The sequence below is a fragment of the Micavibrio aeruginosavorus EPB genome (genome assembly GCF_000348745.1).
Lineage (GTDB): Bacteria > Pseudomonadota > Alphaproteobacteria > Micavibrionales > Micavibrionaceae > Micavibrio > Micavibrio aeruginosavorus_A.
In genome coordinates this window covers 1,719,646-1,740,068 of record NC_020812.1, presented here as the reverse complement: position 1 = coordinate 1,740,068, position 20,423 = coordinate 1,719,646, and the positions used below count along the sequence as shown (strand labels likewise).

Annotated in this window: 23 protein-coding genes and 1 tRNA gene; 7 read left to right on the top strand and 17 right to left on the bottom strand. The window is 55.4% G+C overall.

Going from position 1 to position 20,423, the window contains the following annotated elements; all coding sequences use genetic code 11:
* Positions 1 to 5 precede the first annotated feature (5 nt).
* From A11S_RS08165 to map, 5 genes are all read right to left on the bottom strand, one after another.
* Positions 6 to 545, bottom strand: a complete 540-nt coding sequence (locus tag A11S_RS08165) for a peptidylprolyl isomerase (protein WP_200860120.1) — start codon at positions 543 to 545, stop codon at positions 6 to 8.
* 191 nt (positions 546 to 736) lie between these two features.
* Positions 737 to 1,066 (bottom strand): hypothetical protein, encoded by a 330-nt coding sequence (locus A11S_RS08160; protein ID WP_015468034.1) that lies wholly within the window; start codon positions 1,064 to 1,066, stop codon positions 737 to 739.
* Positions 1,067 to 1,200: 134 nt separating this feature from the next.
* The gene (gene purB / locus A11S_RS08155; RefSeq protein WP_015468033.1) at positions 1,201 to 2,505 is read right to left on the bottom strand and encodes an adenylosuccinate lyase; all 1,305 of its coding nucleotides are present in this window, start codon (positions 2,503 to 2,505) and stop codon (positions 1,201 to 1,203) included.
* Entirely contained in the window at positions 2,502 to 3,218 is a 717-nt protein-coding gene (gene radC / locus A11S_RS08150) for a RadC family protein (protein ID WP_015468032.1), read from the bottom strand. The genes purB and radC overlap by 4 nt, the downstream gene beginning before the upstream one ends.
* Positions 3,211 to 4,023 (bottom strand): type I methionyl aminopeptidase, encoded by an 813-nt coding sequence (map, locus tag A11S_RS08145; protein WP_015468031.1) that lies wholly within the window; start codon positions 4,021 to 4,023, stop codon positions 3,211 to 3,213. Before map ends, radC begins: the two co-directional genes overlap by 8 nt.
* Before the next feature lie 145 nt (positions 4,024 to 4,168).
* Here map and A11S_RS08140 point away from each other — a divergent pair, with 145 nt between their 5' ends.
* Positions 4,169 to 4,963 (top strand): competence/damage-inducible protein A, encoded by a 795-nt coding sequence (locus tag A11S_RS08140; protein ID WP_015468030.1) that lies wholly within the window; start codon positions 4,169 to 4,171, stop codon positions 4,961 to 4,963.
* A gap of 3 nt (positions 4,964 to 4,966) precedes the next feature.
* Here A11S_RS08140 and A11S_RS08135 read toward each other — a convergent pair whose 3' ends face one another.
* Positions 4,967 to 6,193, bottom strand: coding sequence for an FAD-dependent oxidoreductase (locus A11S_RS08135; protein WP_041803112.1), 1,227 nt, complete (start codon positions 6,191 to 6,193; stop codon positions 4,967 to 4,969).
* A 143-nt stretch (positions 6,194 to 6,336) separates the two neighbouring features.
* Here A11S_RS08135 and A11S_RS08130 point away from each other — a divergent pair.
* Positions 6,337 to 6,423, top strand: a tRNA-Leu gene (locus tag A11S_RS08130).
* 47 nt (positions 6,424 to 6,470) lie between these two features.
* Here A11S_RS08130 and A11S_RS08125 read toward each other — a convergent pair.
* The 3 genes from A11S_RS08125 to A11S_RS08115 form a co-directional block, all read right to left on the bottom strand.
* Positions 6,471 to 6,926, bottom strand: coding sequence for a hypothetical protein (locus A11S_RS08125; protein ID WP_015468028.1), 456 nt, complete (start codon positions 6,924 to 6,926; stop codon positions 6,471 to 6,473).
* A 37-nt stretch (positions 6,927 to 6,963) separates the two neighbouring features.
* Entirely contained in the window at positions 6,964 to 7,314 is a 351-nt protein-coding gene (locus A11S_RS08120; RefSeq protein WP_015468027.1) for a MarR family winged helix-turn-helix transcriptional regulator, read from the bottom strand.
* Between the two features lie 320 nt (positions 7,315 to 7,634).
* Complete coding sequence (locus tag A11S_RS08115) at positions 7,635 to 8,318, bottom strand: pentapeptide repeat-containing protein (RefSeq protein WP_015468026.1); 684 nt, start codon at positions 8,316 to 8,318, stop codon at positions 7,635 to 7,637.
* A gap of 210 nt (positions 8,319 to 8,528) precedes the next feature.
* Between A11S_RS08115 and uvrC the strand changes: the two genes are divergently transcribed.
* The 3 genes from uvrC to A11S_RS08100 all read left to right on the top strand — a co-directional run bounded on the left by uvrC (position 8,529) and on the right by A11S_RS08100 (position 12,060).
* Positions 8,529 to 10,442, top strand: a complete 1,914-nt coding sequence (uvrC, locus tag A11S_RS08110; RefSeq protein ID WP_015468025.1) for an excinuclease ABC subunit UvrC — start codon at positions 8,529 to 8,531, stop codon at positions 10,440 to 10,442.
* A gap of 291 nt (positions 10,443 to 10,733) precedes the next feature.
* A complete protein-coding gene (locus tag A11S_RS08105) occupies positions 10,734 to 11,417 on the top strand; it encodes a bactofilin family protein (protein ID WP_235067639.1) in 684 nt (227 codons plus the stop codon).
* Positions 11,418 to 11,478: 61 nt separating this feature from the next.
* A complete protein-coding gene (locus tag A11S_RS08100; RefSeq protein WP_015468023.1) occupies positions 11,479 to 12,060 on the top strand; it encodes a hypothetical protein in 582 nt (193 codons plus the stop codon).
* A gap of 3 nt (positions 12,061 to 12,063) precedes the next feature.
* On the opposite strand, the gene nth is transcribed toward A11S_RS08100, so the two are convergent.
* Positions 12,064 to 12,699: an endonuclease III gene (gene nth / locus A11S_RS08095; RefSeq protein ID WP_015468022.1), complete on the bottom strand. Its 636-nt coding sequence runs from the start codon at positions 12,697 to 12,699 to the stop codon at positions 12,064 to 12,066.
* Between the two features lie 60 nt (positions 12,700 to 12,759).
* Between nth and A11S_RS08090 the strand changes: the two genes are divergently transcribed.
* Positions 12,760 to 13,587, top strand: coding sequence for a methylated-DNA--[protein]-cysteine S-methyltransferase (locus tag A11S_RS08090; protein ID WP_015468021.1), 828 nt, complete (start codon positions 12,760 to 12,762; stop codon positions 13,585 to 13,587).
* Here A11S_RS08090 and dapB read toward each other — a convergent pair.
* The gene (gene dapB / locus A11S_RS08085) at positions 13,584 to 14,291 is read right to left on the bottom strand and encodes a 4-hydroxy-tetrahydrodipicolinate reductase (RefSeq protein WP_015468020.1); all 708 of its coding nucleotides are present in this window, start codon (positions 14,289 to 14,291) and stop codon (positions 13,584 to 13,586) included. The two genes, A11S_RS08090 and dapB, sit on opposite strands and share 4 nt — an antisense overlap.
* 141 nt (positions 14,292 to 14,432) lie before the next feature.
* On the opposite strand from dapB, the gene A11S_RS08080 reads away from it, so the two are divergent.
* Positions 14,433 to 14,840, top strand: coding sequence for a hypothetical protein (locus tag A11S_RS08080; RefSeq protein ID WP_015468019.1), 408 nt, complete (start codon positions 14,433 to 14,435; stop codon positions 14,838 to 14,840).
* A 28-nt stretch (positions 14,841 to 14,868) separates the two neighbouring features.
* Here A11S_RS08080 and A11S_RS08075 read toward each other — a convergent pair whose 3' ends face one another.
* The 6 genes from A11S_RS08075 to grpE form a co-directional block, all read right to left on the bottom strand.
* A complete protein-coding gene (locus tag A11S_RS08075) occupies positions 14,869 to 15,231 on the bottom strand; it encodes a putative signal transducing protein (protein WP_041802607.1) in 363 nt (120 codons plus the stop codon).
* Entirely contained in the window at positions 15,228 to 16,397 is a 1,170-nt protein-coding gene (gene dnaJ, locus A11S_RS08070) for a molecular chaperone DnaJ (RefSeq protein ID WP_015468017.1), read from the bottom strand. The genes A11S_RS08075 and dnaJ overlap by 4 nt, the downstream gene beginning before the upstream one ends.
* Positions 16,398 to 16,494: 97 nt before the next feature.
* Positions 16,495 to 18,441: a molecular chaperone DnaK gene (gene dnaK / locus A11S_RS08065; RefSeq protein ID WP_015468016.1), complete on the bottom strand. Its 1,947-nt coding sequence runs from the start codon at positions 18,439 to 18,441 to the stop codon at positions 16,495 to 16,497.
* Positions 18,442 to 18,655: 214 nt separating this feature from the next.
* A complete protein-coding gene (locus A11S_RS08060; RefSeq protein WP_015468015.1) occupies positions 18,656 to 19,171 on the bottom strand; it encodes a hypothetical protein in 516 nt (171 codons plus the stop codon).
* Between the two features lie 18 nt (positions 19,172 to 19,189).
* On the bottom strand, positions 19,190 to 19,702 hold the full coding sequence (locus A11S_RS08055) for a hypothetical protein (protein WP_015468014.1): 513 nt from the start codon (positions 19,700 to 19,702) through the stop codon (positions 19,190 to 19,192).
* 62 nt (positions 19,703 to 19,764) lie between these two features.
* Positions 19,765 to 20,397, bottom strand: a complete 633-nt coding sequence (grpE, locus tag A11S_RS08050; protein WP_015468013.1) for a nucleotide exchange factor GrpE — start codon at positions 20,395 to 20,397, stop codon at positions 19,765 to 19,767.
* Positions 20,398 to 20,423: the final 26 nt, after the last annotated feature.

The window sequence follows — 20,423 nt, the reverse complement described above, 5'->3', positions numbered from 1 at the left end:
GTGGCTTATTCAGCCGCGGTACCAGAGGCAGCAGGTTTATCGGCAGAGGCGTCCACATCCGCCGCGACCTGCATCTTTACAATTTTGTCCGGGTTTGACGGCGGTTCGCCGCGTTTAATTTTGTCCACGAATTCCATGCCGCTGGTGACCTGGCCCCAAACGGTGTATTGACCGTTCAGGAACGTGCAATCATCAAAGCAGATGAAGAATTGGGAGTTTGCGCTGTTCGGGTCGTTGGTGCGGGCCATGCCGATCGCACCACGGTTGAAGCTGCGGCTGTTGAATTCGGCCGGCAGATCCGGTTCATCCGAACCACCCGTGCCGGTACCGGTCGGGTCGCCCGTCTGGGCCATGAAACCGTCGATCACGCGGTGGAAGACGATCCCGTCATAAAACCCTTCGCGGGTCAGTTTCTTGATGCGCTCAACATGTTTCGGCGCGTCAGTGGGGAACATTTTAATGGTCACGCGGCCATCTTTCAGGTCGAGATACAGCGTGTTTTCTGCGTCCTGCGCCATGGCGCCGGCGGTGGATGCTACGGTCATAATCGCGATACTCCCGATCAGCTGGGTGAAACGTTTCAACATTCTCTTCAGTCCTCTCCATACAAAGGATGAAATGTGCAAGGGGGTCAGAAATGCCACAGGCGCGTATGCCGGATCAAGACCGGATTGCGCAGGAGCAAAATAAACCACAGGAAAATAAAGCGCCGTATTTATTAGGCTTTGCTTAGATACTAGCCCGGAATGCAGCGGGGGCCGCCCTTATTGCACTGGCAGTTGCCGCATCCGCCTGCACCGGGTTTTGGCGCGGTGCTGTCATTGGCGGCGGGGGTTATAATCTGAACGCCAACGCCCAGTTTTTGCGCAATGGCCTTGTTGTGGTCGTTGACGATGTCCATAAACTGGGTGCGCAGACATTTGCCGCAATTCGGCTTTTCGCCGTTGGAACAAATCTCGTACAACGCTTTGATATCTTTACGTTCAATCATGCGATCCGGCGCATAGGATTGAATGGCGTCTTTGACGGCCTTGTCATTAAATGAATTGCACAGGCAAACCCACATGATTGAAACCCATCCCTGAATAAAGCTGTTCGGTTTAGTCCGAATCTGATGGTGATCATAGGCTAAATGCAAAACATTCTCAACAAGACCCTGAAAAGGTGTTGTTTTTCATAATGTTAATGAATTAGGTCGTCTCAGGCCTTTGGGAAAACGCGGGCGAAGATGGCATCCCGCCGCGCGATATAGGGCGCGAAGTCGAACAAGGCGTCCAGTTCCTCGGCGGTGAAATGCAGGGCTACGTCTGGCGTTTCTTCCAGGGCGGCGCGCAAGGTCAGCGTGCCGTTGCTGGCCCAGACCTTCATGGCGCAGGATTGTACATCACGGTAGGAATCTTCGCGGCTGATCCCTTTTTGTGTCATCGCCAGCAACACGCGTTGCGAGAAGACAAGACCGCCCAAGCGGTTCAAATTGTCCATCATCCGGTCCGGATAGATCAGCAGGTTTTCAACCAGCCCGCCCAAGCGGTGCAGGGCGAAATCCAATGCCATGCACGCATCGGGCAATACGATCCGTTCGACAGATGAGTGCGAGATGTCGCGTTCATGCCACAACGTGACATTTTCCATCGCGGGCACAACGGATGCCCGCACGACGCGGGCCAGCCCGGTCAGGTTTTCGGACAAAACCGGGTTGCGTTTGTGCGGCATGGCGGAGGAGCCTTTTTGCCCGGTGGAGAAAAATTCCTCAACCTCGCGCACTTCGGTGCGTTGCAGGTGGCGAATTTCCGTGGCGATATTTTCGATGGATGATGCAATCACGCCCAGCGTGGCCAGGAACATGGCATGGCGGTCGCGCGGAATGATTTGCGTCGATACCGGTTCGGGGCGCAGGCCCAGCTTGTCGGCGACGTATTCCTCCACCGCCGGATCCACAGTGGCAAACGTGCCGACCGCGCCGGAAATGGCACAGGTGGCAACATCATTGCGGGCCGCGATCAATCGGTCCTTTGCGCGGGCAAAGGCGGTGTAATGCCCGGCCAGACGAATGCCGAACGTGGTCGGTTCGGCATGAATGCCGTGGCTGCGCCCGACGCACAGCGTGTCTTTGTGTTCGATGCTGCGTTTTTTCAGGGCCGCCAGCACGGCATCCAACCCGGCAATCAGCAGGTCCGCCGATTGTGTCATCTGCACCGACAAGGCCGTGTCCAGAACATCGGATGATGTCATGCCCTGGTGCATGAACCGGGCTTCATCACCAACATGTTCGGCGATGTTGGTCAGGAACGCGATAACGTCGTGTTTGGTTTCTTTTTCAATTTCGGCAATACGCGCCACGTCGAACTTTGCCCGTTCGCGCAAGGCGGCCGGAACATCAGCCGGAATGGTACCCAGATTGGCCATCTTTTCCGCGGCCAGAATTTCAATTTCCATCATGATGCGGAACCGATTGTCCTGGTCCCAAATGGCGGCCATGGCGGGGCGGGTGTAGCGTGGTATCATGATTCAAGCAGTCCCAAATTTTTAAAGCTGGTATGGCCGCCTTTGGCGACGATAATGTGGTCGTGAATAACAATGTTAAACGGTTTTCCGGCGGCCACGATGGTATCGGTCATTTCAATGTCGGCGGCGGATGGGCGGGAATCGCCGCTCGGGTGGTTGTGGACCAGAATGATGGCCGTCGCCCCAACTTCCAACGCGCGTTTCATGATTTCGCGGGGGTAGGCGGGGGTGTGATCCACCGTGCCGCTTTGCTGAATTTCATCCGCGATCAATTCGTTTTTCCGGTTCAGGAACAGAATGCGGAAATGCTCTTTCCGTTCATGCGCCATGCTGGCGGCCAGATAATCCATCAGGCGGGACCATGAATTTAAAACCGGCTTGTTCATCATGTCCTGTTTCAACATGCGATGCCCGGCGGCGGCGATGGATTTGATCATGATGGCGGATGTTTCCGACAAACCGTCCACGGCCTGCAATTCATGCAACGGGGCGTTCAATACGCCGGACAGGCCGCCAAATTGCTTGATCAAATCCTTGGCCAGCGGTTTAACGTCCCGGCGCGGAATGGCCATGAACAACAGCAATTCCATCAACTCATAATCAGCCAGCGAATCCGCCCCGCCATTCACAAACCGTTCGCGTAAACGGTCGCGATGCCCGTGGTAATGGGGCGTGTCTTTTTCCGGCGCGTCTTTGGCTGCGGGCTCAGACATAGGGGGGCTTTGTGTATCCCTTGGATGACAGGGTGAAAATTTCAAACCCGGTTTCGGTCACGGCCAATGAATGTTCGAATTGGGCCGACAATGACCGGTCCTTGGTAATGGCGGTCCAACCGTCATTCATCACCAATGTTTCCCACCCGCCGGCGTTGATCATCGGCTCGATGGTGAAAATCATGCCGGGTTCCAAAATAGCGCCGGTTTTCGGGCGGCCATAATGCAAAACGGATGGCGCGGTGTGGAACACGCGGCCCAGCCCGTGACCGCAGAAATCCTGCACCACGGAAAAGCGTGCGTTTTCGGCTACGGTCTGGATGGCGTAGCCAATATCGCCCAGCGTCGCACCCGGCTTCACCGCTTCGATCCCGGCCATCATGGCGTCGTATGTCACATCGACCAGACGCTTGGCCTTCACCGACAATTTTTTGCCGATCATGTACATGCGGCTGGTGTCACCATACCACCCGTCCAGAATGACGGTGGTGTCGATATTGACGATATCGCCTTCCATCAATTTTTTCGGCCCCGGAATACCATGGCACACAACATGGTTGATGGATGTGCAGATGGATTTGGGGAAGCCCTTGTAATTCAACGGGGCAGGGATGGCACCGTGGGCGATGATGTATTCATGGCACAGCCGGTCCAGTTCCTCGGTCGTCACGCCCGGAACGCAATGGGGGGTAATCATGTCCAGCACGTCGGCGGCCAGTTTCCCGGCCTTGCGCATGCCCTCAAAGGCATCCGGTCCATGCAGTTCGATCCCGTCGGGGGAATATTGTGCGGCGCTCTTGCCCATTATTCATCCATAAATTATTGTCTGTTTACGCGTGCGGGTTGTGTTTTGGCCCGCAACCGGGGCCAATATGCTATAATTGGCTTTCAAGTACAATCTTTCAAAGGGAAATCCGCCGTTTTCCGGCCTTTTTTACGAGTTTTGACCCATGCCGCAATACGAAAACCCCGATTTGTACAAAGCCGCTCTGGTGATTATCGGCAATGAAATCCTGTCCGGGCGGACAACGGACGCCAATACCCCCTGGATTGCCGAACGGCTGACCGAGCGCGGCATCCTGTTGGCCGAGGTGCGGGTCATCCCGGATATTGAGGCTAAAATCATCAACACGGTCCAGCAACTGAGCGCGGATTACGATTACGTCTTCACCACCGGCGGCATTGGCCCGACGCATGACGACATCACCGCCGAAAGCGTGGCCAAGGCGTTCGGCCTGCCGCTGGAACGCGATGACGAAGCGTTCGCGGTGTTGGAGGAATATTACGGCCTCGAAAACCTCACCCCGCCGCGCGCGAAGATGAGCATGGTGCCAAAGGGATCCACCCTGATCCCCAACCCCGTGTCCGGCGCGCCGGGCTTCATCACCAAAAACGTGCATGTGATGGCGGGCGTTCCCCGCATCATGCAGGCGATGATGGACCACGTTTTAGATCAAATTCAGGCGGGCAAACCGCTGCTCTCCAACACGGTTACGTGTTCCCTGCCCGAAAGCAAAGTGGCCGAGGAACTCACCGCCCTGCAAAACAAATACCCGGATGTTGATATCGGGTCATACCCGCATTATCGCGGCGGCGTTCTGGGCCTGTCCCTCGTCATGCGCGCCACCAACAGCGATAGTCTGGACACCGTGACCCAGGACATCATCGCCATGATCCGCGCCCACGGCGACGAACCCCGCGCCCTCAGCGTCGGGTCGCATGGGCGGAATTTGGACGTTGTCTGATTTTTAATCCTGAATATGTTCGGGGCGGAACCCCATGCCGATAATCCGCGCGGTGACAAGACGCAGGAACGGCAGGCGGAGAATCATGCGCATGGCGACCGGAAAATCGGAATTGTCCTTCCGCGTTACCAACGGGCCAAAGATGCGGTTCTGCATAAATAACTGAACATTCTGCGTCATCCGTGTCGGCCACATGCGGCGGTCTTGCACCTTTTGTAAATCCGCAATTGTGCAGGTGCCGTTTTTCAAAGGTGTCGCCAAAATACGCGCGGCGGCCACGGCATCCTGAATGGCCAGGTTGATACCAACGCCGCCAATGGGTGACATGGCATGCGCGGCGTCGCCAATAAATAACAATCCCGGTTTAAACCATTGTTCCAGCCGGTCCACCGTGATGGTCAACAGGCTGATATCGCCCCAGTCGCGCAATTCATCCATCCGGTCGTGTAGGAACGGGGCCACACTCAAAAGGGATTGATGAAACGCCTCCATCCCTTGGGCGCGAATGGATTCATAAGCACCCTTGGGGATGATCCAGGCGCATTGCCAATATTCTTCGCGGTACAGCATGATAAATCCGCGCCCACGATCAAACCGGCCCGATGCCTGGTCGGGGTCGGTGGGTTTGCGCGAAATTTTCATCCATAACACATCAATGGGTGCGCCCTGATCAACGGCCTGAAAACTGGCCTGTGTCCGCAATGTCGAACGACGTCCATCGGCCCCGATCACCAGGTCGGATTCAATGGCGATTATACCGTCTTCGGTTTCCGCATAAACGCCACTGATGCGATGATCGCTTTCGATCAAGCCCGCGGCTTTGGTCTTCATCATGATGCGGAAATGTGGGTATTGCGCTCCTTCATCCACCAGGAAATCCAGAAAATCCCATTGCGGCATCATGGCAATGTATGGGCAATGCACGGGCAGGCGCGAAAAATCCGCGATGGTGATTTCCTGTGTGCCAAAAAAGCCATTCAGGCGGTGGATTTTTTGATGCGGGCGGGACAAAAACCGGTTTAGCACGCCAAGTTCGGCCATCAGTTCCATGGTGGACGGATGAATAGTGTCCCCCCGAAAATCGCGGAGGAAATCAGCGTGTTTTTCCAACACCACAACATCGACCCCGTCCCGGGCCAGCAACAACCCCGCCATCATGCCAGCCGGACCGCCGCCAGCGATACAACAGGTGGTTTTGATGGTCTTAATTGGGGATGGGTGCGTGTCCATGGGGGCGATTTTAACACGGTGCCACTGTGGGAAAAGGGGAAAATGAACCCCCATAAAGCCGGGAAATACCGGAATTCAGTCTTTCCACCGTCCCGATTTCCCGCTAATCTGCCCCGGCTTTCTACCGCCCATATCACCCGGCTGGCCCCGTGGCGGAACTGGTAGACGCAAGCGACTTAAAATCGCTCGCTCGTAAGGGCGTGCCGGTTCGATTCCGGCCGGGGCCACCAATTTGAGGTGATTTTCTGTTTAGCGCGTCCCTTGCATGCGGCGACAGCTATTCTTTTTCAATGAAAATGTTCAATGTGGCCACATGGCGCTGTGGTTTGCGGAAAACGGACTTTTCCGCAGGTGTTTCTTCTGCCGCAGGGTGGGGGATGTAGAGGTAGATTGTTTCAGTCTTAGGCGTTGCGCTGTCAGGATATATAATAGTTGTGTAGCTTGGCTTGTTTTGTTGAGAGAATAAGAGCGTGTCCGCCATTCGAAAGACAAATTCAGCCTCGTGTTTTGAAAACGTCGTTTCTATATTGATGGGTTTGTCTTTGAGTAAGGCGCTGGATTGACAGATGGTTCCATCATCGGGGCATTCAAAAGTAACAATAAAATTGTGATTGTCTGGTTGGTGTATCCCAATTTTATAGATGCCAGCATACGCATAGTTTTCTACGCTGAATGTAATCAATGCAAATGTGAAAACGGACAATATTTTAATTTTGTTATTTGTAATCGTCATATTGGTCTCGTGTAAAAACGTGGGATAGATATGGTCTTTATCCAGATATTGTGGGGGCGATCTCTCCCAACTCCCCCACCAACGCCCGCCCCTTAGGGCTTAGCGACAATTCCTTCCTCCGCCGTTCCGTTGCCGAGATATCCACGCGGATCAGGCCGTAGGATTTTCCTTTTGGGCGGTGGTCGGATAAAGCACCGACGATGCGGGATACTGTTGATAACGGCATCTGCGTGCGGGTGGCCAGGTCGGAGAGGGAGAGGCCTTCATCCGCGGCAATCTCGATCAGGCACAGCATGTATTGCAGTGGAAATTCGGCATCAATCCGTTGCCACACCTGAAGCAGGGCGCGGCAGCGTGTGAGCGTTTCCAATGTCTGTTGTTTGACCATGATGTGATCCGGTTCCCTTTTCGATGGGTGAGGGCGTCCATGGTCGCGATAAAACCCGGCCCGGTGTTAAAACGACCTGACCAAAAGGTATATCGATAATAGTTTCGTTATTGCAAGTATTTTTTGCGAACAAAGGCATGAATCCGAACCGGCGGTCCAGATCCAGGCTGAGGGCGTACAACCGCCCGAAACGCAGGTAAATCATTGAAATTCTCTCCCTTTTAACCGGCCACACACCGGTCCCATTGCGCAATCGGGTTGCAATGGTATGCACACACAAGCCATTCATAGGTTGTCATAAGGGTGGTCGTCAAGGAAAATTATCCGGGGGCTTGGCTGGGCGTGTTTTGTGCGGGGAGCGCGTCGTTGTCCGCCCCACGCATGAGCCGCAAATGCGCCAGTGCCAGGCCGTGGCTGGGTGATTTTTCAATCATGCTGTGGGTGCGCATCCAATCCGCAATCGTCATGGCCTTGTTGCCCATGATGACATGTGTGGTGGTGATGGCCATGATGGACGGGCCACCCAAAATGGTAACGGGTGGGCGGTTGATGGGGCAGGATGTTCCATCAATTCCCACAAAGATATTTTTTTCAAAAATGTCGCAGTCGTAAAAATGCAGCTCAAGGGCCGATTGCGTGTCAAACCGGCATCCCCGAATAACGGTGCCGTAAATGTCGGTTCCGCCAAATAAAACACCACTGAAATCGCAATCAATCAAGTGTGATTGTATGATACAGGCCCCATGCAATGCGACGTTTTTGAACGATGAACCGGTCATGCGGCATTCGGATAAATTGGTGCCGGTCATGTTGCTGCCATCAAAATTGACGTGCCGGAAATCACCGCCATCAAAATCACCGTGGCTTAAATCAAGACCGGACAGGTCGGCGTGATGCAATGACACGCCATCCATCACGGCATCCTCAATCGCGGCGCGGTGGTGTGTGCGGTTGCTTTTGTAAATCACGTGCCCCGATGCCGTGCGTAGAATAATTGTCCCCATAATGTGGTCCCCCATTGTTTGTTTCAGTATCGAACTTTATCCCCGCCCAGCCCCCATAGCCGGGCGAGGGCCACAGCGTTACAAAAACAGTTGCAAGAATGCAAGTAAAATAATCAACTATGGGTTGTGTTTGTGTTGCGTATATTATTTTTGGCTGTTTTCCGGGGGTTTTACAGGTGATTGCCCCGGTTCCGACAATGGCTTATCTCTATGTCTATGGACCAAGACGGTGAAGATCCCGAACAGTTTGATGATGCCGCAATCCCCGCCGCCCTTGCGCGCGGGGTTGGGGTTATTCGGGCGTTTGTGAAGACGTTGCCGGATGCGCCGGGGGTTTACCGGATGCTGAATGCGAAGGGCGATGTGCTGTATGTCGGCAAGGCCAAATCGCTGAAGAAACGGGTTACGAATTATACGCAAGTCACCCGTCTGTCGCATCGGATCCAACGCATGGTGGCCGAAACATCGGAAATGATGGTGGTGCGCACGCATACAGAGGCCGAGGCCCTGTTGCTGGAATCCAACCTGATTAAAAAACTGAAGCCCCGTTACAACGTTCTTCTCCGCGATGATAAATCGTTCCCGTATATTTTAATTACGGATGACCACGAATTTCCGCAGGTGATCAAACACCGCGGCAGCCGGTCACGCAAAGGGCATTATTTTGGACCCTTTGCCTCCGCCGGGGCGGTGAACCGCACCATTGCGGTGTTGCAACGGGCGTTTATGCTCCGCAATTGTTCGGATTCCGTATTTGCGCAACGCACGCGGCCTTGCCTGCAATTTCATATCAAGCGTTGCACCGCGCCGTGCGTAAACATGGTGTCGCGCGAAGATTACGCCAAGCAGGTGGAGCAGGCGCGCGCCTATCTAACCGGAAAAAGCCGGGAGATCCAGGAGCAGATGGCCGGCGCCATGCAAGCCGCCAGCGACCGGATGGATTATGAGGAAGCGGCAAAATTCCGCGACCGCCTGCGCGCGTTGACCAGCCTGCAAACACGCCAGGATATCAATTTCGACGGCATCGGCGATGCGGATGCCATTGCCCTGGCCATGCGTGAAGGACGCAGTTGCGTACAAGTGTTTTTCTTCCGTGGCGGGCAGAATTTCGGCAACCGGGCCTATTTCCCGCGGCATGAGCGGGATGAAGAGCCGGAAACCATTCTGGCCGCCTTTATCGCGCAATTTTATGAAAGCAAACCAATCCCGCCGCATATTCTCATCAGCCATGAAATCGCCGATGCGGGCGTGATTGAGGATGCGCTGAATTCCCGCCCGAATGTGGAACGAAAAACATCCATTACACGACCACAGCGCGGCGAACGCCGCCGCCTGATCGATTTCGTTGCCAATAATGCGCGCGATGCGCTGGATCGCCATTTGCTGGAACGCGCTGGCGATGCGCAATTGCTGGACGGTGTGGCGGAATTGTTCGGTCTGGACGAACGCCCGGCCCGCATCGAAATTTATGATAATAGCCATATCAGCGGCACCGACATGGTCGGCGCGATGGTGGTGGCGGGGCCGGACGGGTTCATGAAATCCGCTTACCGTAAATTCAACATTCGCGATGCCAGCGCATCGGATGATTACGGCATGATGCAGGAAGTGATGAGCCGCCGTTTCCGCAAGGCGCAGGAAGAGGGCAACGGCCCGGGGTCGGAAGACTGGCCGGATCTTCTGCTGATCGATGGTGGGTTGGGGCAATTGAATGCGGTGATGGAAACATTGGCCGATATGGGTCTTGCCGAAGAATTAAATGTTGTATCCATTGCAAAAGGGCCGGACCGCAACGCGGGACGCGAAAAATTCTTTATGCCCGGGCGTGAAATGTTCCAGTTGCCAGTGAACAATGCCACCCTACATTACTTACAACGTTTGCGAGACGAGGCGCACCGCTTTGCGATTGGTGCGCACAGGACACGGCGTGCAAAACATATCGGTGCATCACCGTTGGATGATGTGCCGGGTATTGGCGCGAAGCGAAAGAAGGCCTTATTGCTTCATTTTGGTTCGGCGCAGGACGTGGCGCGCGCGGGAATCGCTGATTTAGAAAAAGTCGAAGGAATCAGCCACGCCGTGGCCGAACGCATATATGCGTATTTCCATGAGACGGATTCTTGAAAATAACGGCCTGATTCCCCATGAAACGCCCTATAACGCACTGAAAAAGCACGCGAAATAAAGCGGGGGGAAACCCCCTGATTCCGGCTTGTCGCCCTATTGACCGGGTGCTAGTGTCCTTATGTTCTCGAAATAAAACAGGTGAAAAACAAACAGCGCGCTTTCTTGCGTGAAAGCCGTATTGTCTTTTCCGCGTTTTTAAATGGGCAAGACAGAATTTAACCGTCGGAAACTTTAAGAGGGTAACCGAAAATGAATTTCCACCAGAACCAAAAGGACCAGGCACAGACCATGAGCAACGAAACAGAAAACAACCAAGGCGCATCTTCCAACCAGGCCGGTGGCCAGGCCCGCCCGATTGATATTCCGGGTGGCCAAGCCGCTGGTATGCAGCGCCCGGCCATGCAGCCGCCGCGCGTTCCGGGTGGTGGTTTCCCGGGTGGTCAGTCCTCCTATGGTTCTTCCCCGTACGGTCAACCGGCCGCGTCCTCCAACCCGTATGCTGCTGCCGCTCCTGGCGCAAAAGCTGGCGTGGTTGCTGATGGTCGTCGTCTGGTTATCGGCGAAGGCATCACCATCTCCGGTGAAATCGAAGCATGCGACGTTCTGATCGTTGAAGGCACGATCGAAGCGGCGCTGAAAGGTGCACGCGTACTGGAAATCGCTGAGAGCGGCGTATTCTACGGTGCTGTTGAAATCGAAGAAGCCACCATTGCTGGCCGCTTCGAAGGCGACCTGACCGTAAACGGCCGCCTGACGATCCGTGCTTCCGGTTCCATCACCGGCGCAATCGCATACAAGGAACTGGCTGTTGAAGCTGGCGCAACGCTGGACGGTAAAGTCACGCCGTTGTCCGCCAAAGGCGAAAAACGCGAAGGCAAGCCGGGTCAGGCGCGCTCCAGCAACAAGCAAGGCGGTCAACGTGACAGCGGCGCAGAACTGCCGTTCGCTGACAAAACCGCTGCTTCGGCGTAATTTTTGAGGGCCGGTGCCCGTTCATAAACATGAAAAATGGAATGAAAGGGCGTCGATCACCATGATTACCAATTTTGAAACATTCGGGACGGGGCGTTTGAACGGCATTATGGGCCGGGCATTCGCCCCGTTCTGTTTCAATTCCCGTTTCCGGGTGGCTTTGCGTTGGAATCGTCGTTTGACGTTGCGTCGCTGGCGCCGGTTTATGGTGTTGCCGGAAACGTTGTTGGTCGTGGCCCTGGTGGTTTTCGGCAACACGGTTATGCCGGATTTCACCCCGGGACAGGCGGCCCAGGCCGCCATTGTATCGCCGTCGGATGTGGTTGTGTCCAAGCGGGATGCCCGCGGTGTTCAGGCGCAGTTGCGCAAAGATCCCGCCTTGTTATCGACCATGAATGCGGCGCAGGTCGTTGCGGCGTTTTCATACGCCGATCTGGAACGCGAAGAAGGTTCGGTGCAGGTTTTGCAATTCCGCGGCAATGAATGCGTGTTGCATGTGATTGTCGATATGGATGCGGCGTCGGTGTCGCACTATGAATTCAATCCGCGCCAAACGGCTTTGTATGACGGTGCATTTGCCGATCGTCGTGATGTACAGGCCGATGATTGTGTGGTCGACATCCTGAAATCGCGCCGTATCTAACGCTCAATATTCCGTTTTATCTTTGAAACCGCACACATCACGCACGGGGCATACCGGGCATGATGGCTTGCGCGCCTTGCAAATATAACGCCCATGCAGGATCAACCAATGATGCGCATGGCGGCGGAATTCCGGCGGGATCACTTTTTCTAATTTGTTCTCGACTGCTTCGGGGGTGGTGCCGGGGGCCAGCCCAGTGCGGTTGGACACGCGGAATAAGTGCGTATCCACCGCAATGGTTTCGTGGCCAAACGCGATGTTGAGGACGACGTTTGCGGTCTTGCGGCCCACACCCGGCAATTTCACCAATTCATCGCGGTCTTCGGGAACCTGCCCGCCATAATCGCGGACCAGCATTTCGGCGGCGGCGATGACGTTTTTGGCTTTGGTGTTAAACAGGCCGATGGTTTTGATGTGGTCCTTCAACCCATCTTCGCCCAGTTTCAACATGTCCTGTGGCGTTTTGACGATTTTGAACAATTTTTCGGTCGCGCGGTTGACGCCAATATCTGTGGCCTGCGCCGACAACGCGACCGCGACCAGCAGGGTATAGGGGTTGGTGTAATTCAACTCTCCCTGCGGTTCCGGGTTTTCGGCGTGCAAAATTTCAAAAAAACGTTGAATATCAGCCTTTTTCATGCGGACCACTATACCAAAAAACGGATTGGAGGCGAGGGGATTTCCAGCTAGTTTTATGGCATGAACAATGATCAATACGCCATTATTTCGCAATCGATTGATTACATCGCCGCCCATTGGCGCGACCAGCCCGACCTTGAAACGCTGGCCGCGCGGGCGGGGTATGAGGCCACACATTTTCAAAAATTATTCACCCGTATGACCGGGGTCAGCCCGCACAAAATGGTGCAATACATGGCGGCGCATAATGCACGCGATTTGTTGTTGCGCCAATATTCAACATTGGACGCCGCGTATGACAGCGGGATGAGTGGCAATGCCCGCCTGCACGATGCGATGATCAATATTGTTGCGGCCACGCCGGGTGAAGTGAAGCGCAAGGGGCAGGGGCTCGTTATTCGCTACGGCTACCACCCAACGCCGATGGGCGATATGTTGATCGCGCAGACGGATCGCGGTTTGTGCTGGCTGGGGTTTGTGGTGGATGAGGACCGCGCGATCCCCATGGCGCGCCTGCGCCGTGATTGGGAATATGCCGACCTTGTCGAAGACCAGGGTGGAACGTCCGATACCGCCCGTAAAATTTTGGAAATCTGGCGCGGGACGGATACGCATTTGACGCTTCATCTGTATGGCACGAATTTCCAGCTTCAGGTCTGGCAGGCGCTGCTGAAAATCCCCTGTGGCGCGAGCGTCAGTTACAAGGCGGTGGCCGATGCGATTGGCAAGCCAAAGGCGTCACGGGCTGTGGGCTCTGCGGTCGGGGCGAACCCGGTATCATTGTTGATTCCGTGCCACCGGGTGATCCAGTCATCCGGGATCGTTGAAAATTACGGCTGGGGCACGCCGCGCAAGAAGTTGATTTTGGGCCTGGAAACGGGCGCTTAAAGGTCCAAAACATCCCGCATGGAATACAACCCCGCCGGGCGGCCCTTCATCCACGTTGCGGCCCGCAATGCGCCCTTGGCGAACAGGCTGCGGTCATGGGCGCGGTGGCCCAGTTCAATGCGTTCGCCGGGGCCGAAGAAACTGACATTATGTTCCCCCACAACATCACCACCGCGTTGCACGGCATAACCGACGGTGCCGGTGTTGCGTTTCCCGCTGCGATCCATCGGGGCGTTCGGGCGGCCCGTGGCGCGGCCCAGCATCAGGGCGGTACCGGATGGTGAATCCATCTTGTTGCGGTGATGCGTTTCCATGATTTCAATATCGAATGTATCGCCCAGCCGTGTTGCGACTTGTTCCACCAAGGCGGCCAGCAAATTCACGCCCACGCTCATATTCGCGGAATATAAAATCGGGCAGGTGGTGGCGGCTGATATCAAAACCGCCATATCATTGTCGTTCAATCCGGTCGTGCCGATGATGATCGGTTTTTTATGGGTCACTGCAATTTCAATATGGGCGCGTGTCGCATCCGGTGTGGTGAAATCAATCACCAGATCGTTTTCCGCGAACAGGCTGTTCGGGTTGTCGGATGATTCACTGCCCGAACCAAAGGCCAATCCCGGCCACTGGCCGGACTGCAATTCATGGACCAGCATTTGGCCCATGCGGCCCCGATATCCTGCAATTCCGACCTTGATCATGGTGATTTTGCCCCTGTGCGGTAAAAGTTCAACCTATTGTAATTGAATGGTTTTCCGGCGCAACAGGGGATTTTGTTTGACGGGTGCAGCGAAAATCCTGTTTCATAAGGGAACAAAGTCATAAAAAACAGGGTGTTGGGCATGAGCTACGATCAATGGCGCTTTATCCGCGAGCTGAAAGAAACATATAAGAAGAGCGCCGAAGGCATGGCTGTCGGCCAACGCTTTATGGGGATTGTCGAGGATATTGAAATCCATGCAGACAAAGGCCTGATCGTATTCGATGCCCATAATGGCGGCATCATCGTGTCGTGCGGTGTCCCATTTGATGCGATGGCCAAACATGAAATCCCGCTACAAGGTGATTCCGTTCAAGGATATTTGAATCATGCGGTTGAGCCGCTGGATCTGGGCCATCGCATGGTGATGGCGGTTTTAAAATTCGAAAATATTTCGGCGGGCGAACGCGCGCCCGATCCGGCGGACCGCCCAACGGGCAACGTGGTCTGGCTGGACAGTTCGACCTTCGCGAAGAAGCCGAAGCCATAGAAAAGAAAAAGGGGCCGTTTGGGCCCCTTTATTTTTTGTTCTTTTTCGGTCGCGGGATAAAGGGCGCGCCTGCCGCAATGGTTCCGATAACGGCGATAATTTTATCAGATACAGACATTGATTCTGCGACAGTTTGCGGCGGCTGTTCACCTTCCGGCAGGTCCAGTGGTGTCAGTTGCGCGTGTTCAATCACGGCTCTTGCCGCTTCCAGATCGCTTTGGCGCACCATGATCCGCACGCCCATAATGTGCTGCATGTACCACACGTTTTGGGCGTGCAGGCCATCGAAGACAAAGCATGGAATATCATTGGTTTCCAACAAACCACGGATAACGTGTGCGCCGTAACAATCGCAATAGCGGTCCAGCGGCACAAGCGTACTATCCGTCATTCCGTCAGATCGCTCCAGATATCTTTCATCTTGCCAAAGAACCCGGAAGCTTCGGGGCTGTGCTTGCTGGCCTCGGACCCGCCGATGGATTTATCCAGTTCCTTCAGCAAATCCATTTGCTTGCGCGACAAGTTGACCGGCGTTTCCACAAAGACATCAATGTACATGTCACCGCGCGATGACGATTTCAAAATCGACATGCCTTTGCCTTTCAGGCGCAATTGCTGGCCCGATTGGGTTCCGGCGGGGATTTTGACTTTGGTGCGGCTGCCCTCAATCGTGGGCACTTCGACATCACCGCCCAGGGCGGCTGTGGTCATCGGGATTGGCACGCGGCCAAACAAATCGGCCCCTTCGCGTTTGAAGAAACGGTGCGGTTTGATGGCCAGCAGGACGTAAAGATCGCCCGCGACACCGCCGCGGAAACCGGCTTCGCCTTCGCCACCCAAACGGATGCGGCGGCCATTTTCGACTCCGGGCGGAATTTTGATGCGCAGGGTTTTTTCCTTGCGCATGCGGCCCGACCCGCTGCACTTGTCGCATGGGTCGCGAATAATCGCGCCTTCGCCGTTACAGGTGGGGCAGGTGCGTTCGATGGTGAAGAAACCCTGTTGCATGCGCACGCGGCCCTGGCCGGAACAGGTGGGGCAATTTTCGGTGCCCGTGCCCGTCTTCGCGCCGGAGCCGTTGCATTTATCGCATGTTTCGGCCAGCGGAACCTTGATCGTGGCTTCCTTGCCGGCGAAGGCTTCCTCCATGGAAATTTCCATGGTGTATTGCACGTCGGACCCGCGTTGCGGTCCACCGGCGCGGCCACGCCCGCCGCCGCCATTGCCCATGAAATCCCCGAACATATCTTCGAAAATGTCGGAGAACGCGCCGCCAAAGCCACTGGCGTCAAAACCGCCTGCACCGGCGCCGGGACGGAACCCGCCGCCTTGTTCAAATGCGGCCGAACCAAAGCGGTCATACGCCGCTTTTTTCTGCGGGTCTTTTAAAACGTCATAGGCTTCGTTGATTTCTTTGAATTTTGCTTCCGCGGTCGGATCATCTTTGTTCCGGTCGGGGTGGTATTGCATTGCCAGTTTGCGGAATGCTTTTTTGATGTCATCGTCGCTGGCGCCACGTTCGATCCCGAGTGTTTTGTAAAAATCTTTGTCGGCCATTTATTTTTCTAACCACAAGGTTTTTCGGACGTTCAGAAAAGAACAGCGCAGAGGATGGATATAATCCGTAGTCCGCTGCGCTGTTTCTTATTGTGTGTTACTTGCTGGCTTTCTTGTCGTCTTCGTCGTCCAGCTCCAGGAAGTCGGCATCAACGATGTCGTCATCGGACGATTGCGGTGCGTCCGCTTTCGCGGCGGTGTCTGCACCATCATTGTCCGGCGTGCCGGCTGATTGTTCCTGCGCACGGCGGTATGCCAGTTCGCCCAGCTTCATGCTGGCCTGGATCAAGCTCTGCGTTTTTTCTTCCAGCAGGGATTGGTCTTCGGTGTCCAGCACGGCTTTGAGGTCGGCCAAGGCGGATTCGACGTTGGATTTATCGTCCGCCGGAATGTCATTGCCCAATTCGGACATTGTTTTTTCCGTCTGGTGAATAGCGGCTTCGGCCTGGTTGCGGGCTTCGACAACGCCACGGCGTTTTTTGTCGGATTCCGCGTTGGCCTCGGCGTCTTTCACCATTTGGTCGATGTCCGCGTCGGACAAACCGCCGCTGGCCTGGATACGGATATTCTGTTCCTTGCCTGTGGCTTTGTCTTTTGCCGTTACGTGCACGATACCGTTGGCGTCGATGTCAAATGTGACTTCGATTTGCGGGATGCCGCGCGGTGCGGACGGAATCCCAACCAGATCGAATTGGCCCAGGAATTTGTTGTCCGCGGCCATTTCGCGTTCCCCTTGGAACACGCGGATGGTCACGGCGCTTTGGTTGTCTTCCGCAGTGGAGAAGACCTGGGATTTTTTCGTCGGGATGGTGGTGTTCCGGTCGATCAAACGGGTGAACACGCCGCCCAGCGTTTCAATACCCAGCGACAGCGGGGTCACGTCGAGCAGCAGAACGTCTTTCACGTCGCCCTGCAGAACACCGCCCTGAATCGCCGCGCCATCGGCAACAACTTCATCCGGGTTGACGCCCTTGTGCGGTTCCTTGCCGAAGAAGTCCTTCACCGTTTCGATGATTTTCGGCATACGGGTCATACCGCCGACCAGAACAACATCGTCGATGTCAGAGGCCTTCAGGCCAGCATCTTTCAATGCGGCTTTCAGCGGATCGATCGTGCGTTTGACCAGATCTTCGACCAGGCTTTCCAGCTTGGCGCGGGTCATCTTCACGTTCAAGTGTTTCGGGCCCGACGCATCGGCGGTAATGAACGGCAAGTTCACTTCCGTCTGCGTGGTGGATGACAGTTCGATCTTTGCCTTCTCTGCCGCTTCTTTCAAACGTTGCAGGGCCAGCTTGTCACTGCGCAGGTCGATGCCTTGTTCTTTTTTGAATTCATCAGCCAGATAATGGATGATGCGATCATCAAAATCTTCACCGCCCAGGAACGTATCCCCGTTGGTGGATTTCACTTCGAATACGCCGTCACCGATTTCCAGGATGGAAATATCGAACGTCCCGCCACCAAGGTCATACACGGCGATCACGCCGGAATTTTTCTTGTCCAGACCATAGGCCAGCGCGGCCGCCGTCGGTTCGTTGATAATACGCAGCACATCCAGACCGGCAATTTTACCGGCGTCTTTGGTGGCCTGACGTTGCGAGTCGTTGAAGTAGGCCGGAACGGTAATCACCGCCTGCGTCACTTCGTGACCCAGATAGCTTTCTGCCGTTTCCTTCATCTTCTGCAGGACCATGGCGGAAATCTGGGCCGGGGCGAATGTTTCGCCGTCAATTTCGACCCATGCGTCGCCGTTATCGCCCTTCACAATTTTGAACGGGGCGGTTTTGGCCATTTTCTGTACTTGCGGATCGTCGAAGCGGCGACCGATCAGGCGCTTGACCGCGTACAATGTTTTTTCCGGGTTTGTGACCGCCTGGCGTTTCGCCGGCTGGCCGACCAGACGTTCACCATCTTTGGTGAAGGCGATCATGGACGGGGTGGTGCGGGTGCCCTCTGCGTTCTCCAGAACCCGGGGGTCCTTGCCATCCATAATGGCCACGCAGGAGTTGGTGGTGCCCAAGTCGATACCGATAATTTTGCTCATTCTTTCCTCACTTTATGTTGGCAAATGCAAAGGGCAGCCCGCCAGGCAGCGCCGCCCTCATTCCCTTAAGACCTGAATGTCAGGCTTTACAGAAAGGGAATATAGCACAAAGAGGGGGGCTGACCAGACCCGATCCCCCCGGAATTCCTTGATTTTTTGTGTAAAAAAGGCGGGTTTTCCCCGCCTTTTTTAAAGATCGCTGTGGATTGGTTGTTTAACGCAGTTCCGGGCCGTTTTTGGGGGCCGGTTTGGCCACAACCAGGTGCAAATCGACGACTTCCGCCCGGGTCAGGCCCAGATCCTTCACGGTGACCTTGCGGCTCACCATTTCGGCCCGAATGGCCGCGCGCAGGTCGTCGGCCACGTTGGCGATATCGCCACGAATGGCCTCAATGACATTGCGGGTGCGCAGCCTTTCATAGGCTTCCATCCGGTCTTGCGTCGCGCGGCCGGAATATTCCGGGCCGTAATGCGGACCAGGATACATCAACATGCCTTCGGAAAAGCCGCGGGCGATGGATTTGAAAATATCGGTGATACGTTTTTTCAGCGGCAGCTTCGGCGATGTCAGCGCGTCACTCTCGGCGGCGTGGCGGGCTTTTTGAATTTTTTCGGCGCGGTCCAGAACGGCCAGTTTCGCCCCCGGGCATTTGGCGTCCAGTTTTTGCAGGATGGATGCGTTGGGCAGGCTGTCAAAAAGATCATCGGTTGAAGCGCTGTGCGTCGGCATATCCACTCTCCGTTTAATTTAATGCAGTGCTGGGGGTGCTTTGTAATTCTGTATGGCCTTGTTAATGGCGTATTCGGCCATCGGGATCAGGGCCTGTAAAACCGGGCCAATATCGGCATTTTCGCGTGTCTTGGCCAACTGGACCATGGCGTTCAGGCGGCTGGAGGCCGAATTGAAAATACGGCTGGCGGCGCGATGGTCGTCGGTGGCGTGGGCCAGAATGATATGAAAGTGGGGCAGGTCCTGTGGCTCGCGCACCGGTACGCGGGTGGCGTCGATAAAAGCGGACGCCGCGCTGAGTGTCGCGCTCAGGGCCGGATTGGATTCCTTCAGGATATTGTCGGTCACATCACGCAGATAGGTGCGTCCCGTATCCGGGTCGCGCGCGGCATCCGTTGCCCGATCAACCAGATCGGGGTCATTGTCGGCCAGTTCATCGAGCATTTTGAAAATTTTCTCTTGCTCGCTGGCCGGGCGCGTCGCGCTGCGGGAGGACCGTGGCCCACCCTTTTTGCCGGATTTAGATGCCATAATAATATATTCCTCGGGTCGGAATTTACGTAAAATCGGCCCCAAATGCAAGTATTTAAAAATTACGCAGTTTTATCAATGTGTCCCGGGCCTGAATCCGGGCCTTCACCGCCATCAGCGGCGCGGGACACGCCCACGCGGGCGGGGCGCAGCAGGCGGTCATTCAGGACATATCCGGCTTCAATCAGCTGAATAATCGTGCCCGCCGGTTTGCCGGGCATGGGGGCTTCAAACATCACTTCGTGCTGGTGCGGGTCGAACGGGACGTTGATCGGCTCGATCTTTTTAATGCCGTGTTTTTCAAAGGCGCGCAGCATTTCGCGTTCGGTGGCTTCAACCCCAACCAGCAGGTTTTTAAACAATTCGTCATTGCCGTTTTTGGCCTCGTCCGGAATGGCTTCCAGCGCGCGGCGCAAATTGTCGGCCACGGACAGCAAGTCGCGCGCAAATCCGGTGACGGCGTATTTTGTCGCGTCTTCACGCTCCTTGGCGGCGCGTTTGCGGGTGTTTTCCGCATCGGCCAGTGCGCGCAGGACATGGTCCTTCAACCGGGCGATTTCATCTTCCAACGCGGCGCGTTCATCCACCGGGGTGGGTTCGCCATTCGTTGCGCCGGTATCTTCGCCTGTCGCGGTCGGGGCCAGCGGGTCAATGTTGGCGGGATCGTTCGGGTTGTTGTTATTTTGATCGGTCATTGGTCTGTACTGCTTACTTTATTGTT

Bases quoted from the DNA above. Each gene is read 5' to 3' on its own strand.
- grpE (WP_015468013.1), bottom strand. From the start codon at position 20,397: ATGACCGATCAAAATAACAACAACCCGAACGATCCCGCCAACATTGAC.
- A11S_RS08105 (WP_235067639.1), top strand. From the start codon at position 10,734: ATGAGCAACGAAACAGAAAACAACCAAGGCGCATCTTCCAACCAGGCC.
- A11S_RS08140 (WP_015468030.1), top strand. From the start codon at position 4,169: ATGCCGCAATACGAAAACCCCGATTTGTACAAAGCCGCTCTGGTGATT.
- A11S_RS08115 (WP_015468026.1), bottom strand. From the start codon at position 8,318: ATGGGGACAATTATTCTACGCACGGCATCGGGGCACGTGATTTACAAA.
- A11S_RS08135 (WP_041803112.1), bottom strand. From the start codon at position 6,193: ATGGACACGCACCCATCCCCAATTAAGACCATCAAAACCACCTGTTGT.
- radC (WP_015468032.1), bottom strand. From the start codon at position 3,218: ATGTCTGAGCCCGCAGCCAAAGACGCGCCGGAAAAAGACACGCCCCAT.
- map (WP_015468031.1), bottom strand. From the start codon at position 4,023: ATGGGCAAGAGCGCCGCACAATATTCCCCCGACGGGATCGAACTGCAT.
- A11S_RS08120 (WP_015468027.1), bottom strand. From the start codon at position 7,314: ATGGTCAAACAACAGACATTGGAAACGCTCACACGCTGCCGCGCCCTG.
- uvrC (WP_015468025.1), top strand. From the start codon at position 8,529: ATGTCTATGGACCAAGACGGTGAAGATCCCGAACAGTTTGATGATGCC.
- dnaJ (WP_015468017.1), bottom strand. From the start codon at position 16,397: ATGGCCGACAAAGATTTTTACAAAACACTCGGGATCGAACGTGGCGCC.
- purB (WP_015468033.1), bottom strand. From the start codon at position 2,505: ATGATACCACGCTACACCCGCCCCGCCATGGCCGCCATTTGGGACCAG.
- dnaK (WP_015468016.1), bottom strand. From the start codon at position 18,441: ATGAGCAAAATTATCGGTATCGACTTGGGCACCACCAACTCCTGCGTG.
- A11S_RS08125 (WP_015468028.1), bottom strand. From the start codon at position 6,926: ATGACGATTACAAATAACAAAATTAAAATATTGTCCGTTTTCACATTT.
- A11S_RS08055 (WP_015468014.1), bottom strand. From the start codon at position 19,702: ATGGCATCTAAATCCGGCAAAAAGGGTGGGCCACGGTCCTCCCGCAGC.
- A11S_RS08100 (WP_015468023.1), top strand. From the start codon at position 11,479: ATGATTACCAATTTTGAAACATTCGGGACGGGGCGTTTGAACGGCATT.
- A11S_RS08075 (WP_041802607.1), bottom strand. From the start codon at position 15,231: ATGACGGATAGTACGCTTGTGCCGCTGGACCGCTATTGCGATTGTTAC.
- A11S_RS08090 (WP_015468021.1), top strand. From the start codon at position 12,760: ATGAACAATGATCAATACGCCATTATTTCGCAATCGATTGATTACATC.
- nth (WP_015468022.1), bottom strand. From the start codon at position 12,699: ATGAAAAAGGCTGATATTCAACGTTTTTTTGAAATTTTGCACGCCGAA.
- A11S_RS08060 (WP_015468015.1), bottom strand. From the start codon at position 19,171: ATGCCGACGCACAGCGCTTCAACCGATGATCTTTTTGACAGCCTGCCC.
- A11S_RS08160 (WP_015468034.1), bottom strand. From the start codon at position 1,066: ATGTGGGTTTGCCTGTGCAATTCATTTAATGACAAGGCCGTCAAAGAC.
- A11S_RS08080 (WP_015468019.1), top strand. From the start codon at position 14,433: ATGAGCTACGATCAATGGCGCTTTATCCGCGAGCTGAAAGAAACATAT.
- dapB (WP_015468020.1), bottom strand. From the start codon at position 14,291: ATGATCAAGGTCGGAATTGCAGGATATCGGGGCCGCATGGGCCAAATG.
- A11S_RS08165 (WP_200860120.1), bottom strand. From the start codon at position 545: ATGACCGTAGCATCCACCGCCGGCGCCATGGCGCAGGACGCAGAAAAC.